At 63.6% G+C, this 15774-nt stretch carries 18 protein-coding genes and 1 tRNA gene; 7 read left to right on the forward strand and 12 right to left on the reverse strand.

The window, feature by feature from the left end:
• Positions 1–11: 11 nt before the first annotated feature.
• The 5 genes from KR767_RS07905 to KR767_RS07925 form a co-directional block, all read right to left on the reverse strand.
• Positions 12–332 (reverse strand): hypothetical protein, encoded by a 321-nt coding sequence (locus tag KR767_RS07905; RefSeq protein WP_250878733.1) that lies wholly within the window; start codon positions 330–332, stop codon positions 12–14.
• Positions 329–901 (reverse strand): RNA polymerase sigma factor, encoded by a 573-nt coding sequence (locus KR767_RS07910; protein ID WP_250878734.1) that lies wholly within the window; start codon positions 899–901, stop codon positions 329–331. Before KR767_RS07910 ends, KR767_RS07905 begins: the two co-directional genes overlap by 4 nt.
• Positions 894–1265 (reverse strand): DUF6249 domain-containing protein, encoded by a 372-nt coding sequence (locus tag KR767_RS07915; protein ID WP_250878735.1) that lies wholly within the window; start codon positions 1263–1265, stop codon positions 894–896. Before KR767_RS07915 ends, KR767_RS07910 begins: the two co-directional genes overlap by 8 nt.
• Positions 1266–1296: 31 nt before the next feature.
• Positions 1297–2811, reverse strand: a complete 1515-nt coding sequence (locus KR767_RS07920) for a serine hydrolase domain-containing protein (protein WP_250878736.1) — start codon at positions 2809–2811, stop codon at positions 1297–1299.
• A gap of 102 nt (positions 2812–2913) precedes the next feature.
• Complete coding sequence (locus KR767_RS07925) at positions 2914–3663, reverse strand: AraC family transcriptional regulator (RefSeq protein ID WP_250878737.1); 750 nt, start codon at positions 3661–3663, stop codon at positions 2914–2916.
• A 92-nt stretch (positions 3664–3755) separates the two neighbouring features.
• On the opposite strand from KR767_RS07925, the gene KR767_RS07930 reads away from it, so the two are divergent.
• The gene (locus KR767_RS07930) at positions 3756–4673 is read left to right on the forward strand and encodes an NADP-dependent oxidoreductase (protein ID WP_250878738.1); all 918 of its coding nucleotides are present in this window, start codon (positions 3756–3758) and stop codon (positions 4671–4673) included.
• A 347-nt stretch (positions 4674–5020) separates the two neighbouring features.
• Here KR767_RS07930 and KR767_RS07935 read toward each other — a convergent pair.
• Positions 5021–5096: transfer RNA gene (locus KR767_RS07935), tRNA-Ile, on the reverse strand.
• Between the two features lie 319 nt (positions 5097–5415).
• Between KR767_RS07935 and KR767_RS07940 the strand changes: the two genes are divergently transcribed.
• The 5 genes from KR767_RS07940 (at position 5416) to KR767_RS07960 (ending at position 7884) form a co-directional block, all read left to right on the forward strand.
• Complete coding sequence (locus KR767_RS07940; protein ID WP_250878739.1) at positions 5416–5679, forward strand: helix-turn-helix domain-containing protein; 264 nt, start codon at positions 5416–5418, stop codon at positions 5677–5679.
• Positions 5676–6998, forward strand: coding sequence for a HipA domain-containing protein (locus tag KR767_RS07945; RefSeq protein ID WP_250878740.1), 1323 nt, complete (start codon positions 5676–5678; stop codon positions 6996–6998). Before KR767_RS07940 ends, KR767_RS07945 begins: the two co-directional genes overlap by 4 nt.
• 70 nt (positions 6999–7068) lie before the next feature.
• Positions 7069–7287 carry a HipA N-terminal domain-containing protein gene (locus KR767_RS07950; protein WP_250878741.1) on the forward strand — a complete coding sequence of 73 codons (219 nt, stop codon included), beginning with the start codon at positions 7069–7071 and terminating at the stop codon, positions 7285–7287.
• Between the two features lie 76 nt (positions 7288–7363).
• Positions 7364–7573, forward strand: a complete 210-nt coding sequence (locus KR767_RS07955) for a hypothetical protein (RefSeq protein ID WP_250878742.1) — start codon at positions 7364–7366, stop codon at positions 7571–7573.
• Between the two features lie 2 nt (positions 7574–7575).
• Positions 7576–7884, forward strand: a complete 309-nt coding sequence (locus KR767_RS07960) for a helix-turn-helix domain-containing protein (protein WP_250878743.1) — start codon at positions 7576–7578, stop codon at positions 7882–7884.
• Positions 7885–7963: 79 nt separating this feature from the next.
• On the opposite strand, the gene rpoD is transcribed toward KR767_RS07960, so the two are convergent.
• A complete protein-coding gene (gene rpoD, locus KR767_RS07965; RefSeq protein ID WP_166946075.1) occupies positions 7964–9832 on the reverse strand; it encodes an RNA polymerase sigma factor RpoD in 1869 nt (622 codons plus the stop codon).
• Between the two features lie 178 nt (positions 9833–10010).
• Positions 10011–10451 carry a D-aminoacyl-tRNA deacylase gene (gene dtd / locus KR767_RS07970; protein ID WP_250878744.1) on the reverse strand — a complete coding sequence of 147 codons (441 nt, stop codon included), beginning with the start codon at positions 10449–10451 and terminating at the stop codon, positions 10011–10013.
• A gap of 162 nt (positions 10452–10613) precedes the next feature.
• Between dtd and KR767_RS07975 the strand changes: the two genes are divergently transcribed.
• Complete coding sequence (locus tag KR767_RS07975) at positions 10614–11522, forward strand: LpxL/LpxP family acyltransferase (RefSeq protein ID WP_250878745.1); 909 nt, start codon at positions 10614–10616, stop codon at positions 11520–11522.
• Here KR767_RS07975 and KR767_RS07980 read toward each other — a convergent pair.
• The 4 genes from KR767_RS07980 to KR767_RS07995 form a co-directional block, all read right to left on the reverse strand.
• Entirely contained in the window at positions 11497–11820 is a 324-nt protein-coding gene (locus KR767_RS07980; protein ID WP_166946080.1) for a hypothetical protein, read from the reverse strand. The genes KR767_RS07975 and KR767_RS07980 overlap by 26 nt on opposite strands.
• Complete coding sequence (locus KR767_RS07985) at positions 11817–13760, reverse strand: ArnT family glycosyltransferase (RefSeq protein ID WP_250878746.1); 1944 nt, start codon at positions 13758–13760, stop codon at positions 11817–11819. Before KR767_RS07985 ends, KR767_RS07980 begins: the two co-directional genes overlap by 4 nt.
• A 109-nt stretch (positions 13761–13869) precedes the next feature.
• Entirely contained in the window at positions 13870–14901 is a 1032-nt protein-coding gene (locus KR767_RS07990; RefSeq protein ID WP_166946084.1) for a CDP-glycerol glycerophosphotransferase family protein, read from the reverse strand.
• A complete protein-coding gene (locus tag KR767_RS07995) occupies positions 14898–15731 on the reverse strand; it encodes a glycosyltransferase family 2 protein (RefSeq protein WP_166946086.1) in 834 nt (277 codons plus the stop codon). Before KR767_RS07995 ends, KR767_RS07990 begins: the two co-directional genes overlap by 4 nt.
• Between the last annotated feature and the right edge of the window lie 43 nt (positions 15732–15774).

Genomic DNA, 15774 nt, shown 5'->3' on the forward strand with positions numbered 1-15774 from the left:
GCTGGCAGTATCTAGTCGTCGGATTCCGCGAGGCCCCAGCCCAGGCCGAGCAGCGACATGCCGCCTACGACAAGCAACAGGGCGATGGCGGCGGTTGAGGGGCGACTATGCATCCAGTCGCTCCACCCGGCATGCAGCACGGGGCTAGGCCACAGGCTGAGGCAGCCTGCGATCAGTCCGACACCGGCACCGGCCACCGCTAGCCAGGGCACCGGACGACGGCGTGGGGGCAGGCGTTGCATGAGTCGATCAGTGAAACCATCGTCCACGACCGGGCCGTCGAATCCTGCGCGCAGCAACGCGCAGATTGCATCGTCATTGTCGGGTGTCATGCGGTGTCTCCGTGATGATCGGTATCTTGCCATGGGGTAAGCCACTGCTTCAGCTTCTGCTTGCCGCGTAATGCGTGGCTCTTCACCGTGCCCAGTGGCATGCCGAGTACATAGGCTGTCTCTTCATGGCTCAGGCCGAGCTGAAAGCAATGCAGTAGCACCGCCTGTTCGCCGTCGGACAAGCGTTGCATGGCGCGGGAAAGATCCAGCTGCAGGTCGAGCGGCTGCGGCGGTGCCGATAAGGAGGCAGTGGCATCGTCATCACTACGGACATCGCTCCAGCTTGTCCTGCGCCGTGCCTGCAGGAAACAGCTATAGGCAATGCGGTAGAGCCACGTGGAGAACAGCGCATCGCCACGAAACTGGTCCAGTTTCTTCCACGCCTGCAGGAAGGCTTCCTGCGCAAGATCATCCGCCGTGGCGTCGTCGCCATGCGTCAATCGCCTGAGCTGGGCGCGCACCATGCCCTGGTGCCGACGCACCAGCTGGTCGAATGCCCGTCGATCGTCGCTGGACAGGACGCGCCTGATGAGCGCCCTGTCCATGTCGCCGATGCCGCTCTCAGCCATGCGCCTCACCACGCTGGTTCAACCACCAGCTGGCGAGATAACCGAGGCCGGTCATCAACGGCAGGAGGCCGAGCCCCCAGAGGCTGCGGATGCTCAAGCCATCGTCCAGGTGGCCGGGCAGTGCGAGTAGCATCATCGTCAGGCCAAGACCTCCGCTGATGAGTACCAGTGCACGGCGCCGCTCCGAGTACTCCACGCGCTGCTCGACGAGCAATTCGTGAGGCAGCGTGACGCCCTTGTCGGCCAGCTCCAGCAGCATGCGATAGCGTGCCTGTGTCTGCATGTGGCGATAGCGCAATACGAAGAAGATGGCCAGCACGGGGGCTGCCAGTACGATGAGGGGAATCAGGTAGACGGCATCCATGGGATCGCTCCGGTCATGATCGAATAAGGTGTCAAGGCGCCGGTGATGCCGGCGCTTCGGCGGCAAGCAGGTCGGCGATGTGTTCGACGAGCATCCAGTGCTGCGTCGGTCCTTCGTTGCTGGTAAGCGCCACGATGGCGCCGGTCTCCCATACGATCTGCAGATTGGCCGTGGTCCCCTCAATGCCGCCCGTATGGCCACGGATATGCACGCCGTGGGACAGCCGGTCACCGAAGCCCGCGGCGTACGCCCCTGGTCCGGCCGGTACCTCGTCGTCGAACAGTGTCGACAAAGTGGCCGCGTTGACCAGTTTGCCATCGTGCAGCGCCGTGGCGAAGGCGATCAGGTCGGCGTTGGTCGAGTAGCCGCCACCGGCCGGGCCGCCCTTGGCGCCGAGCTTCATCCATGCGGCTTTCCAGTCGCGGGAGAAAACCCCTTCCCGGTAGTAGCCGGTGGCAAGGCGGGGGATGACATCGTCCAGCCTGTCGAAGCCGCTGGATGTCATGCCGGCGAGGGCGAATACATGGTGCTGGATGTAGTCGTCGTAGGTTTCTCGCGACACCTTTTCCACGATCCGGCCGAGCAGGACGTAACCGGCGTTACTGTAGTTCCACTGCTTGCCGGGCTCGCCAGTGACGGGCTGGTGGGCGATGAGACTCAGGTAGTCCCCGGGATCGATGTAGCGTTCGCGGTGCTGGAAGTATTCGTCCACCATGAAGTCGCCCAACCCGGCGGTGTGGTGCAGCAGTTGCCACAGCGTGATGCGTCGGGCGAGTTGCTGGTCGGGATATTCGGGTAACGCCTCCGCCAGCGTTGTCTTCCAGGAGAGCTTGCCGGACTCGACGAGCTGCGCGATCGCGACGGCCGTGAACATCTTGCCGATCGATCCGACATGGAACCGGGTGTGATCGTCGATGGGCACGGCAAACGATCGCTCTGCCATGCCCCGGCACTCATTCACCAGCACCGCCCCGGCGACCTTGACCGTCACGCAGCCTGAGAACCCGTCGGCAGTGGCAAGCCTGTCGATAGCGCCTCTTACGAGTCTGGCGATCTGCTCTTGGGATACAGGCCCCTTCGGCCATGTCGCGTAAAGGCCGGCATCCTCCATGGGGAAGAGCGTGGCCTGGGCGAGCTTATCTGGCTGCTTCGGATCGACAACGAGGACAAACAGACCCTGCCGACCGTCGCGGCGTGCCCTGACCGCCAGCTGGAGCATGCCGGGCTGGTGCGCATCGGAGCGACGATCGACGACATCCAGGCCGCCGCTTTCACGGTTGGCGATCATCAGCTCACTCAGGAAGGCCGCGCGGTCGTCCTTGGGCATGGTTGGCGTGATGACACGCTCGGCCCATGTCCGCAGTGTGGCCGGGTTGTTCGTGTCGATCCGTTGGACCAGCTGATCGCCCAGCTTTCCTTCGGGCGAGTCCTGAATGGCAATCGTGGCGTTTACGGTGAAGGGCAGGGCAGCCAAGGCCGCCGCGAGGGTGGCAATGCGGAGTGTGAAACGGATTCCTTTACGACGTGCCAGGTGCGGCGCAAGCATCTCGGTACCTTCCGTTGGGTGGTCTCGAAGGCTTGGATGCGTGGGTGGCGTTGTTTGGATGCAGGATCAATTCAGCGGTGAACAGTCACTGGGCGTTTGCGCCTATGGTGGAGTCAGATCGGCGAATGCCGTGGGCGTCATCGTAGTGACCTGGCGAAACGCATGCGCGAAAGCGGCCGTACTGGCGAAGCCGACATCGCGCGCAACCTTCGCCGGCGCATCGCCGCGCCCCAGATGCTCCATGGCTCTGACGATCCGCGCGCGCTGACGCCAGGCCTTCAACGTCAACCCGGTTTCGCGCGGAAACAGTCGGCTCGCGGTGCGTGCCGATGTAGCCGCCCGCTGGGCCAGCGTGTCCAGGTTCAGTCGCTGGTGCGGGTCGCCAAGTAGCAGTTCCGCGAGGCGCCTTGCGGCGGGGCTTGAAGGCAGCGGCAGGAAGGTGGGGGCTTCGTCCATTGCAGTGAGCTCGTGCAACATGAGCTGCAGCATGAGATCTGCCTTGTCTGACGCAGGATCGCTCCCGATGGACTCAGTGAGCAAGGATCGCAGTAACGGTGTCACTCGTAGTGCAAAGGCTCGATCAAGCAGGCCTTGGCCAACCCAGGCACCTAGCGCGGATGGCTCCCAGTGGACCATCCACAATTCGGCGTCCGTCACGATATCCAGCCGGTGAGCCACACCTGGCGGCACCCAGGCTGCCAGGTGCGGTGGCACCAGCCATACGCCGTCGTTGGTGTGGATCTGGACCATGCCTGAGGCGGCATAGGTCAGTTGCGCTTCCGCGTGTGCATGCAGGGGCAGGCTTTCATCAGATCGCTTGACGACACGGCTGATGGTGTGGGCATGGCTCATGGGTATTGGCGTCTTGGCAATGCAGGATGGCGTCACATCGATAAAACGGCAACCTACCATGGTCCGCGTCCACCATCCAACGGAGTACCACGATGAAGGCAGTAGTCATCCATGAATACGGCGGCAATGATGTTGTTGAAATTGCCGATGTGGCTCGGCCCGCCCCGGGGCCCGGTCAGATCCTGGTCAAGGTGCAGGCGGCGGGCGTCAACCCTATCGACTGGAAGATCCGCAACGGCGCTGGGCAGCGCCTGGGCATGACTCTGCCTATCTATCTGGGCAGCGAGCTGGTCGGTACGGTCGCGGAGGTGGGCGAGGGCGTTGAAGGCTTCATGCAGGACGAAAGCGTATTTGCCCTGGTGCCCTCCGGTGCCTTCGCTGAATACGCCGTGGTCGAGGCCGTGGACGTTGCGCACGTTCCGGCAAACCTCACCATGGTCCAGGCCGCCGCATTGCCTTTAGCGGGACTTACCGCATGGCAGGCCCTGTTCGACAAAGCGAGCCTCGTCGGCGGCCAGCGGTTACTGATCACCAATAGCTCTGGTGGCGTAGGTTCACTTGCCGTGCAGTTCGCCAAGGCTGTCGGTGCTCATGTCACCGCTGTCACGTCCTCGCGCAACGAAGCGTTCGTTCGCGGCCTGGGCGCCGACGAAGTCATCGATTACGCCAGCCAGCCGTTCGAGGAACAGGTTAGCGACATGGACGTGGTCTTCGACGCGGTCGGCGGCGACACCTTCGAGCGCGCCTTCCAGACGCTAAAAAAAGATGGCTGCATGGTGACGGCAGTGGCGTTCCCGTCCGACGAAGCACGACGTCATGGCGTGCGCGTGGAGCGCGCCTTTACTGTCTCCAATGTGAAGCAGCTCAACGAAATCACGGATTTGGTCGAGGCGGGCAAGGTGACGCCTCATGTTGGAACGGTACTTCCGCTCACCGACGTTAGAGAAGCGCTGGCGCTCTCGGAAGCGGGGCGTTCTCGCGGAAAGATCGTGCTGCAGATTTCTGGGTGATCGGCAAGAAACGCGTGAAGCATCGACCACCCAGACCGCTTGGTCGCAGCAACAGTTGAGCATAGCTGCGCCTTTCCTACGGAAGCGCTGCGCGTATCTGGTGCATGGATGCGCGGGAGCGCGTAGCGAGAACAGACCCATGTCTGCCCTTGGCCGAGCGACCGCGCAGGGCAGGCGCGGCGACAAGAAGACGAAGGCAAAAAAACCTTAAGTCATGGGCTTGTTTGCGGAACTGGCGAAGAGGGTGGAATTCGAACCTGCAGCAAGCTGCGCGCACGTCGGATTTCCTGCCGTGCCATTGGGGGCAAACTTGATGGATCGCATATTTCACATCCGCCCTTTCGACGTGGTGGGCCCACCAGGACTCGAACCTGGAACCAAAGGATTATGAGTCCTCTGCTCTAACCATTGAGCTATAGGCCCTTGCGGAGCGGGGAGTGTAGCGAAGCCATGCTTTCTCGCCCAGCCTGATACAGGTGCTTCTGGCATTTATCGCGTTGGGACTTGGGTGGAGGACACATGAATCCACCTTGGATTGTCCGACTCATTTCTCGTTCTTTGGGATATTCCCTATGAATGTAAGGATTTGCCTGGCGGGTTCGTCGCTGCCAGCCATTTTCCTTTCGTTCGTAAGGATTTGGGTGCGTCTAAGCACTAACGGCTCATATTCCTTATGAACGTAAGGAATTTATCGGCTATAGTGAGACGCAGCCATTAATCCGCACGAACGCGAGGAATTGGGATGAAGATCCGACTGAACTCCGCCAGGGAGCTGGGTCCCCTGGTCAGGGGAGCCCGTAAGGCTCAGGGTCTGCGCCAGGACGCCACGGCGGAAGGCATCGGAGTGAGCGAGAACTTCCTCGCCAAGGTCGAGCGGGGCGGCGAAAGCGTCCAGTGGGGCAAGTTGTTCGACGTACTGAACGAATTGGGCCTTTACGTCGAGATCGATGTGCCGGAAGCGGCCTTATCCATGGCGCAGAGGCGCCAGCGGGAAACACCACGATGAGCGACGCGGTCACTCCCGCTCCGCGTACGTTGGTTGCCAGCTTCGACGGACGCTCGGTAGGCATGCTCGCTGAGAGCAAAGGGATCTGGCAGTTCACCTATACGCCCGACTGGCTGGCCCGAAAAGAGCGGTTTGCGCTGTCTCCCGCGTTGTCCCTGGCCGGGTCGCCTATCGTGGATGGTGGGTCAGAGCGCCCCGTACAGTGGTATTTCGACAATCTGCTGCCGGAAGAAGCGCAACGTCAACTTATGGCCGCTGACGCTCATATCCGAGCCGCCGACGCGTTCGGTCTGCTTGGCTACTACGGGGCGGAATCCGCAGGTTCGTTGACGCTGTTGCCTCCGGGAGAACAACTCCCCCCGGGAAATGCGACCGTGCTATCGGATGAGGAGCTATCCAGGCGCATTCGTGAGCTGCCAAAACATTCCCTGGCGGCCGGCGCGGAGAAACGAATGTCCCTGGCGGGGGCACAGCATAAGTTGGCCGTTATCTTGAAGGACGGTCAGTTGTGGCAGCCGACCGGTGCGGAACCATCGACGCATATCCTCAAGCCGGATCACCCTGGTGTCGACTACCCGCATAGCGTGATCAACGAGTGGTTTGTAATGACGCTTGCCAGGCGCATGGGTCTGATCGTTCCCACGGTTTATCGTCGCTATGTGCCCGAGCCGGTGTATCTGATCGAGCGTTTTGACCGCACGATGGCGAAGCCAGTGAAGCGGTTGCATGCCATCGATGCCTGCCAGCTCCTCAATCTTGACCGTCAGTTCAAGTACCAGCAAGGAAGTATCGATGTCATGTCCAACATCATCGATGCCTGCCGCAACCGGCTCGTGACGCGCTGGCGGCTTTACGACTGGTTGGTCTTCAATGTGTTGACCGGCAATGGCGATGCTCACTTGAAGAACCTCAGTTTTCTTGTCGATCCAGAGGGCGTGAATCTTGCGCCACATTACGACTTGCTCAGTACGGTCTGTTACGGATCCAGGGCGTACGACGGAAATAGCTGGCCTTCATCATCCACTTTGGCGTGGCCGATCAAGACTGTCGAGCGATTCGCCGATCTCGATTTTGAAGGCATGGTCGAAGCCGGTACGGCGATGGGACTATCCCGAAAGCAAGCTACCGAACGACTTACCTTGATGTGCGTAGGCATCCTGGATGCTGCAAAGGACTTGCTGTCGGAAACGGAAGATGAGAACGAGGCACTGTCACGATTGATGGGTATCGGCATCACGCTCGAAGGCGAGTCGCGCTGCCTGCGTACGATCGTCTATGTCGTGATCAAGGAGATGGTGGATCGCATGCTACGGACTTAGCGATAAGGAGGGGCGTGGGTGGGAGGCGGGTACAGATGTCGGCTATGGGTTGGTCTATCTATTCGACTTCATGGGCCGGAACGATGCGGCTGCCGTGGGGGTCAATGCGCCCGTGGCGCTGCAAACCTACACCCAAAGCACCTGGCCGCCTTACCTGATCGATCTCTTGCCCCAGGGGTTCGGGCGGCAGCGGCTGCTTCGGCAGATGGGCTTGCCTGAAACCGCAGGGGCATCGGCCGACTGGGCGCTGTTGTCCGTGGGTGCGGGCAACCCTGTCGGTAACGTCTGAACGGAACCGCTTCGAGACATTGCCGAATACCTTCGTCGCGACGTAGCGAACGTCGCCCTTGGCAACAAGGAGAACCATGCGCGCAACACGGCTATCTAGCGCCGTGCGTCAGGCTGCCGAAGCGGGCGGCGTTCCCGAGGAGCCTTTGCTTGACGCGCTCACTGGCATGTTGCCGGCCCTTAAGGCGTTGCGTGCGAACGCGCTTGCGCTTGGCGTGGATGAGGCGGTGATGGACATGCAGCGCGCGACAATCGAGAACGTCGTGCGCCAGATCGAGGCGTTCTGATCGTGGACAAGCGCTTCCATCCCATGTCGGCGAGCGAGCAGCTCGAAGTGCGGCTGGCCTTGCTTGAGGACATCGAGGGACATCCCGATCGTCCGATGGCCGATACCATCCGGTTCATACGCACCACGCTGCGTCTGACGATCGCCGAGTACGCGAAGCTGTGCGGCGTCTCGGCGCGAGGGCTTGCCGATATCGAGCGTGGCCTCACGAGCCCCACGCTGGATACCGTGGCGAAGCTGCTGAAGCCCATGGGCCTGCGAGTAGGTGTCATGACGCGAAAGCAGATGGATCGTTCCGGAGGCACCGGGTAAACCCCGGTACCCTGGCTCCGACAAAAAGAAAACGCCCGCTTGCGCGGGCGTTTCTTCATCTACTTTTCGTCGCTACCGATCAATCGATATCAAGGAACGAGCGCAGCGTCTCCGAACGGCTCGGGTGACGCAGCTTGCGCAGGGCCTTGGCTTCGATCTGGCGGATGCGCTCGCGGGTGACGTCGAACTGCTTGCCGACTTCTTCCAGCGTGTGATCCGTGTTCATGTCGATGCCGAAGCGCATGCGCAGCACCTTGGCTTCACGCGGGGTGAGGCCGGCGAGCACGTCGCGCACGGTTTCCATGAGGCCCGTTTCCGTCGCCGACTCGACCGGCGAGCTGGCGTTGGTGTCCTCGATGAAATCGCCAAGGTGGGAATCCTCGTCGTCGCCGATCGGGGTTTCCATGGAGATCGGTTCCTTCGCGATCTTCAGTACCTTGCGGATCTTGTCCTCGGGCATCTCCATTTCCTTGGCCAGTTCTTCCGGCGTCGGCTCGCGGCCGAACTGCTGGAGCATCTGGCGGGAGATGCGGTTGAGCTTGTTGATCGTCTCGATCATGTGCACCGGGATACGGATGGTGCGTGCCTGGTCGGCGATCGAGCGCGTGATGGCCTGGCGGATCCACCACGTGGCGTACGTGGAGAACTTGTAGCCGCGGCGGTATTCGAACTTGTCCACGGCCTTCATCAGGCCGATGTTGCCTTCCTGGATGAGGTCGAGGAACTGCAGGCCGCGGTTGGTGTACTTCTTGGCGATGGAGATGACCAGGCGCAGGTTGGCCTCGACCATTTCCTTCTTGGCGCGACGGGCCTTGGCCTCGCCCACCGACATGGCGCGGTTGATTTCCTTGATGTCGGTCAGCGGCAGGTACAGGGTGCGCTCGATGGAGGCGAGCTTTTCCTGTTCTGCGTCGATCGCTTCGCGGAAGTTCTTGATGTTCGGCGACCACTTCTGGCGCTTGCGCGACAGGTCGGCGGCCCACTCGAGGTTGCCCTCGTTGGACGGGAAGCTCTTCAGGAACTCGGCGCGCGGCATCTTCACCTGCTTGACGAAGATGTCCATGAGGATGCGCTCGTGGTGACGGATGTCGTTCACCACTTCGCGCAGCTTGCGCACGAAGCTGTCGATCAGGGCCGACGGCAGCTTGAGGTTGAGAAAGGCTTCCGACATCTGCTCGCGGATCTTCGCGACCTTCTTGTCGGCGATCTCGGCCTTGGGCGCGGACTTCTGGAACTTGCCGTGCAGCGAGCGCAGTTCTTCCATGCGGCGCTTCACTTCTTCCGGATCCGGACCGCTCGGGCCTTCGTCCTCGTCGGTGCCGGAGGCATCGACGCCATCGTCGTCGTCGTCTTCGGAGTCGGCGTCGGCAACTTCGGCCGGGTTGGCCGCGGCGGCCGCCTGGGCCTGGTCCTCGGCGGCTTCCAGGTCGGCGAAGCCGGCCAGGATCTCGCTGAGGCGGCGCTTGCCTTCCAGGTGCTGGTCGTACTCTTCGAGCAGGAGCTGGATGGTGAGCGGGAAGGACGACAGCGCGGTCTGGACCTGGTTGAGGCCTTCTTCGATGCGCTTGGCGATGGCGATTTCGCCTTCGCGGGTCAGCAGCTCCACGGTGCCCATTTCGCGCATGTACATGCGGACCGGGTCGGTGGTGCGGCCCACCTCCGAGTCGACGGCAGACAGCAGCGCCACGGCTTCTTCGGCCGCGGATTCGTCATCCGAGGCGGAGCCGGGGGCGGCGCCGTCGCTGATGGTGTCGGTGTCCGGGGCGGAATCATGGACTTCGATGCCGACGCCCTTGAGCACCGCCATGATGTCTTCGATCTGCTCCGGATCGACGATGTCGTCGGGGAGGTGATCGTTGATTTCCGCGTAGGTCAGGTAGCCCTGCTCCAGGCCTTTGGAAATGAGCTGCTTGATTTCCGACTGTTGCTCGTGAGCTTTATTAGTCATGCCGACCGCCGCGGGGGTTACAGGAACCGATCAGTATAGTCATTTGATGATTTTTTGACCAGTTTTCAAGTGGATCGGCCTCATCGGGGGTACGCAAAAATCGCGCCAGAACGGCCATTTGGGCCAAACGGACACGATCCGGTGAGGAGGAAGGGGCCTTTCGCCCCATGGGATGACCTCAGCGCACCTCCAGACGGAAGGTGACCGGGCCATCGTTGATCAGGTGAACCTTCATATGGGCCCCGAACCGGCCGGTTTCCACCCCGGGGTGGGCTTTCCGGGCCAGGGCGACCAGGTAATCGAACCAGCGCAGGCCTTCTTCGGGGGGCGCGGCGCTGGTGAAGCTGGGGCGCATGCCCTTGCGGGTATCGGCGGCCAGGGTGAACTGGCTCACCAGCAGCAGGCCGCCGCCCGTGTCGTTCAGGCTCAGGTTCATCTTGCCCTCCGCGTCGGAGAACACCCGGTAGCCGAGCAGACGCTCCAGCATGCGCTGGCACTGGGCTTCGCCGTCGCCGGGCTCCACCGCCACGAGCGCAAGCAGGCCGGCGCCAATGGCGCCCACGGTCTCGTCGTCCACATCGACTCGCGCGGATTCGACGCGCTGGATCAGTGCAATCATGGAAATCCGTAGCGGCTGATGGCGCCATAGCTTAAGGGAGGAACGCGCCCCGGGCGATTCGGTTCACAGCGGCCTGGATGCCCGGGGTGGTCATTCGTTCAATAAAACGCGCCGCGGCGCCTGCGCCCCACTTCCCGGCGCCCTTCTCCTAAACTTCCCCGGATGCGTCCGGATATCTACCTCCTCTATCTCCTGCTGCGCCTCGTCAGCTTCCTGCCCCTGCGTACGATCCACGCGGCCGGCGCCTGGATCGGCCGGCGCTCGCTGGCCTCGCGCTCGCGCAGCGCGCGCTACACGGCGGTTAACCTCAAGCTCACCCGTCCGGAACTGACGGAAGCGGCGCGTGCCGCCCTGCTCAGGGAGACGATGGAAGACTCCGGGCGCTCGGTGACCGAAGTAGCCGCCATCTGGGGCGGTGGTGCCGAGACATCGCTCGGACTCGTGCGTGAGGTGGTCGGTGGTGAGTTGTTCGAGGCGGCGCTGGCTTCGGGCAAGGGCGTCATCATCGCCGCGCCGCACCTGGGCTGCTGGGAGCTGCTGAACTACTGGCTGTGCAGCAAGACGCCCATGGCGATCCTTTATCGGCCGCCGCGCATCGAGGCCATCGAGGCCCTGCTGCGCAAGGTGCGCGGCAAGCTGGCGCCGGAACAGGTGCGTGCCGAGGGCGCGGGGGTGCGCACGCTGTTCAAGCGCCTGGGTGCCGGTGGCACGGTGGGGATCCTGCCAGACCAGAAGCCGCGCGAGGGCGAGGGCGAGTTTGCGCCGTTCTTCGGGGTGGATGCGCTGACCATGGTGCTCTTGCCACGGCTTGCCGCGCGCACCGGGGCCACGGTGCTTTTCAGCTTCGCCGAGCGGCTGCCGGAGGGCCTGGGCTTTCGCATCCATGTGCTGCCCGCGCCCGAAGGCATCGACAGCACCGACCTCAAGCTGGCCTGCGCGGCGTTGAACCGTGGCGTGGAGCAGTGCGTGGAGCGCGCTTTCACGCAGTACCAGTGGCACTACAAGCGCTATACCGCCTACGACCGTGCCGACCCCTACCGGACGATCAACCCTTTCGCGCCAGGCGATTGAGGAAGACGGTCATTTCCTTTTCGGCCTGCTTGTCGCCGCGTGCCGCGGCGGCTTCGATGCCCTTGCGCCACGCATCGGCGGCGCCGGCTTCGTCGTCTTTCGCCAGCAGGGCCTTGCCCAGCAGCTTCCACGCCGCCGAATAGGCCGGGTCGAACACCAGGGCCTCGCGGAAGGCGTGCGAGGCCTCCAGGTACTGGCCCTCGCCGAGCAGCGCGTTGCCGATGGAAAAGCGCAGCAGGGCTCCGTCGCGGGGGCCGCCGATCTGCGCACGCAGGCGTTCGACGAGGGGATCGCTCATCGCAGTGCCGTCCGCGTCCGCCAGTATTCCTGTGGATACAGCAGGGTGGGCTGCTTCGGCTCCGATGGTTCACGGCCGCTTTGCAGTGCTTCCAGCGTGTCTGCGTCCCAGATCATCAGCCAGCCGGTGCGCGAGGGCTGGATCAGGCGGGCGTAGCGGAAAGCCTCGGCCGGCGGGTGCTTGGCGTAGGAGATGATCAGGCCGTCGGGGTGATGACGGGCGAAGTCTTCCAGGCTGTCGCCGTCATGCACTTCGTCGTCGTCATCGTCGTCGGCGGGATTGGACATGCCCGGGACGTTGTTGATCCGCGCGATGGGATGCATCAACCGGCCGGCGAAGTGGTACTGGCCGTTGTATTCCGTGCCGAGGTTGCCGATGGGGCGACCGGCGGCGTCCGCCTGAGCGAGGTAGGCCGAGGCGGGGGCGAGATCGTAGCGGTACCACAGGCCCATGGTGAACAGTGCGTTGAGCGCCACGGTGCCGATGAGGCCTGCGAAGGCCAGGCGGCGCATCTCGCCGCGACCGCGCAGCAGGAGCAGGGCGCCCAGCACCACGAAGATCACGGCGAAGAAGCGGGCATACGGCGCCATGCTGGTGAGCCACATGTTGTCCGCAAAGCGCGCCGGCACCACCGACGGCATCGCGAACAGGCCGATCGCCAGCAGGAAGGCGCCGAGCGACAGCGGCCAGGTGCCCAGAGCGTAGTGCGAGGCCATGCCCTTGTGGCGTTCGCGCAGGTCGGCCACGGAGGCGGCCACCAGCATCGTCACGCCGGCCAGCTCGGGCAGCAGGTAGTAAAGCTGCTTGCCGCTGATGAGCGAGAAGACGAGCAGGTCCGGGAACAGCCACGCGATGAGGAAGCGCAGGCCGGTTTCCAGCGGCTGGCGCATCAGCGCGACGAACAGCGGCACGAAGGCGAGGATGACCAGCGCCTGCTCGATGCGTGTATTGAAGTGGGCGAACGCTGCGGAGATCAGCAGCAACACCAGCGAGGCCACCGTGATCCACACGGCGATGCCGGTGCCCGGTCGCCAGGGCTTGCGCAGCAGTGCCGTGGGCAGCGCCACGATGCCGCGCAGCCATCCGCTGAGCGGGAACGCGATCACCGGCAGGAACATCAGGTAATACCAGGCCGGGCGGGCGTGGTTCTGCAGGCCGTGGGTGTGTTTGTCGACGACACGGCCGGCGGTCTGGGTGAAGAACAGGCGCTGGCGGTAGGCCTCGCCGCCCGCTTCTCCGGCCGGAAGCGCCCAGGCCAGCAAAATCGCGAAGCCGAGCAGCAGGCCCAGCATGCCGAAGCCATACCAGCGGGCCTTGTTCTGTCGCGCCCAGTCGTTCCACAGCGGGCCGAACAGCAATGGGAAGATCACGTGCACGATCATCACCGGGCCCTTGGTAAGCAGGCCGGCGCCGATGAGGAGGCCGAACAGCCACCAGCGCGGTTGCGCGCGCGTGGCCGTGGGCGTGAGGCAGACAAGGGCGGCCAGCACCCAGACGACGAGCAACACCTCGTACATGATCTGCAGGCCGAACAGGAACGAGTACGACAGCGCCATCAGCAGCCACGGCGTGGCCTTGGCTACCCAGGGGCGCCCCGGGAACAGCCGGCTGGCGAGCACGGAGGCCAGCACCAGCTGGGCACCGCCGAAGATGACTTCGAGCACGCGCGGCCACACGTCGCTGACGCCGAATACGGCCCAGCCGGCGTGGATCAGCCAGAACAGCAACGGCACCTTCTCGCTGTATGGCTCGCCGTTGATATGCGGCACCAGCCAGTGGCCATGCGCCCACATTTCCCAGGCCACGGCCAGAGTGCGCGTGGAGAACATCGGCATGGGGCCGTGCGCGAAGATGGCGAGCAGGGCCATGGCTGTCCACAGGGGCAGCCATGGCCATAGGGCACGAAGGTGTTCCGAGCGGGTATAGGCGCTGTAGGACAAGGGCGTCGTCACCGTTAAAAGATCATGAACAGTCTAACGTGTCATGCCCGGTTTGGCTGACTGCAGTCCTACCGCTTACCCCGTGGTGGAAGCGTGCAGAGGCATTGGTTCAGGCCGGTCCCCAATACCCGATGCGCTTGCGGATCTTCAGCTTTCGCCACAGGTTGAGCGGCTTGCGGCGCCGGTTACGCGCACCTTCGGCAATGAAGGCGTCGATGGCGTCGAGCACGCGCTCGCTGGAGCGGCCATCGCGATAGGGATGGATCGCATTGGCGTAATCATCGATGGCCTGCATCAGCTCGGGCGGACGCGACAGCGCGCGCTCGATGGCCGGCTCGAACTGCGCCGGATCGTCGATGTCGATCAGCTGTGGGCCGGGGCGACGGTTCTTGAAGGTGACCACCGGCTTGCCGGTGAGCAGGAACTCGTTCAGCGCGGAAGATGTGTCGGAGCACATCATGTCCGCCTCGCTGAACAGTTCAAGGATGTTGTCGTTGTCCGCGAAGCGCAGGTAGTCGTTTTCCAGCGCACGGAACCTGGCCGTCGTCTCCGGATTCATCTTCGGGTGGAAGGTGACGACGAAACGATAGCGGCCATCGCGCGACAGCTCGCGCACCTTGTCGTAGAGGATTTCCGCGGCACTCCACGAAGGCGAGAAGGTGGAGTGGTAGAGGATCACCGGCGGCTTGCGCACGTCGGGCACCGGGCGCCGTCCCATGTCGCCCATGTACGGGTCGAGCTTGGGCCAGCCGGTTTCCTTCACGGCGAAATGGCCAAGCTGTGCGGCGATCTCGCCGAATGACTTCGTGTCGCGCGGGCCGGTGGTGCAGTACAGGTCGAAGAAGCCGCGGATATAGATGTGGCGCGGCTTGCCGGCATCGAAACCGTGGAAGGTTTCCACCTTCACACCCGGGAAGAAATGCGGCACCGCGTTGCTGGAGGTGACCACCGCGATGGGGTTGTAGCGACGTACTTCCTCGGTGGTGCGCAGCCAGACTTCACCGTCCACCAGGTCTTCGCCACCGGGGCCGTCGAAGAACCAGGCGGCCTCGTGGCCGCGCGCGCGGATGGCGTCCTGCAGCGGGCGCAGGATGGCCAGGGCGTAGCGTTCCGATCCGTAGAGGAGGTAGTGCTTCTTCATGTCGTGGTGTCCGAGCCCCGGTCGAGTCCGTGGCGATGCAGGGCGGTGGCGGCCGAGTCGCGGGAGACCGGGTTGTGCCGCATTTCGTAATAGCGCATGCGCTTGTAGACGGCGTAGCTGGCGGCCGTCTGCGCAATGATGAAACCGCGCCAGCCGTCGAGGAAGGCGAGGCGGAAGAAGTAGTCCTTGATGAAGGCCAGCCAGAACACGAACGGGGTCTGCCACATGCGCGTGGATTTGCCCTTGTCGTACCAGTCGCGGCACTTCAGCTCGGAATAGCGCAGCACCTTCAGCTGCTTCTCGACGAGGCTGGGGTTGTTCACGTGGTCGAAGGGCGCGCGCAGGGTGCGCGAGGCGCCCTCGAAGCGCAGCGATTCATGCACGCGGGCGTCGGTCCAGCGGGCGCGGTCGCGGTGCCACAGTCGGGCCATCTTCTCGCCCATGGCCGGGCGGTACCAGCGCATGGGACGGCCCATGTAGATGGTGCGCCGGCGCAGGTACGCCGCGGCATCGCCGCTGGCCTGGATGGCCGGCAGGGCGGCTTCCAGTTCGGCGGCCAGTTCGGGCGAGAGGAATTCATCGGCATCCAGCGCCAGCAGCCATTCATGGCTGGCCTGGGTGGTGGCGAAATTGCGCTGAGGGCCGAAGCCCAGCCAGTCCTGGTGGACCACGCGGGCGCCGTGGGCCTTTGCGATGGCCACGGTATCGTCGGTGCTGCCGCTGTCCACCACCACCTTCTCGGCGGCAAAGGGCACGCTGTCCAGGCAACGGGCGATCGTATGCGCCTCGTTGTAGGTGATAACGACTAGGGTCAGGGGGAGGCTCGCCATCGGCGAAGTCTAACCGAATCGCTCCCGGGCCCGGACGGAAACG

It is taken from the genome of Luteibacter anthropi, from assembly GCF_023699965.1.
GTDB lineage: Bacteria > Pseudomonadota > Gammaproteobacteria > Xanthomonadales > Rhodanobacteraceae > Luteibacter > Luteibacter anthropi.

Bases quoted from the DNA above. Each gene is read 5' to 3' on its own strand.
- KR767_RS07990 (WP_166946084.1), bottom strand. From the start codon at position 14,901: ATGAAGAAGCACTACCTCCTCTACGGATCGGAACGCTACGCCCTGGCC.
- KR767_RS07915 (WP_250878735.1), bottom strand. From the start codon at position 1,265: ATGGATGCCGTCTACCTGATTCCCCTCATCGTACTGGCAGCCCCCGTG.
- dtd (WP_250878744.1), bottom strand. From the start codon at position 10,451: ATGATTGCACTGATCCAGCGCGTCGAATCCGCGCGAGTCGATGTGGAC.
- KR767_RS07920 (WP_250878736.1), bottom strand. From the start codon at position 2,811: ATGCTTGCGCCGCACCTGGCACGTCGTAAAGGAATCCGTTTCACACTC.
- KR767_RS07975 (WP_250878745.1), top strand. From the start codon at position 10,614: ATGCGTCCGGATATCTACCTCCTCTATCTCCTGCTGCGCCTCGTCAGC.
- rpoD (WP_166946075.1), bottom strand. From the start codon at position 9,832: ATGACTAATAAAGCTCACGAGCAACAGTCGGAAATCAAGCAGCTCATT.
- KR767_RS07910 (WP_250878734.1), bottom strand. From the start codon at position 901: ATGGCTGAGAGCGGCATCGGCGACATGGACAGGGCGCTCATCAGGCGC.
- KR767_RS07945 (WP_250878740.1), top strand. From the start codon at position 5,676: ATGAGCGACGCGGTCACTCCCGCTCCGCGTACGTTGGTTGCCAGCTTC.
- KR767_RS07955 (WP_250878742.1), top strand. From the start codon at position 7,364: ATGCGCGCAACACGGCTATCTAGCGCCGTGCGTCAGGCTGCCGAAGCG.
- KR767_RS07950 (WP_250878741.1), top strand. From the start codon at position 7,069: ATGGGCCGGAACGATGCGGCTGCCGTGGGGGTCAATGCGCCCGTGGCG.
- KR767_RS07980 (WP_166946080.1), bottom strand. From the start codon at position 11,820: ATGAGCGATCCCCTCGTCGAACGCCTGCGTGCGCAGATCGGCGGCCCC.
- KR767_RS07905 (WP_250878733.1), bottom strand. From the start codon at position 332: ATGACACCCGACAATGACGATGCAATCTGCGCGTTGCTGCGCGCAGGA.
- KR767_RS07995 (WP_166946086.1), bottom strand. From the start codon at position 15,731: ATGGCGAGCCTCCCCCTGACCCTAGTCGTTATCACCTACAACGAGGCG.
- KR767_RS07930 (WP_250878738.1), top strand. From the start codon at position 3,756: ATGAAGGCAGTAGTCATCCATGAATACGGCGGCAATGATGTTGTTGAA.
- KR767_RS07925 (WP_250878737.1), bottom strand. From the start codon at position 3,663: ATGAGCCATGCCCACACCATCAGCCGTGTCGTCAAGCGATCTGATGAA.
- KR767_RS07940 (WP_250878739.1), top strand. From the start codon at position 5,416: ATGAAGATCCGACTGAACTCCGCCAGGGAGCTGGGTCCCCTGGTCAGG.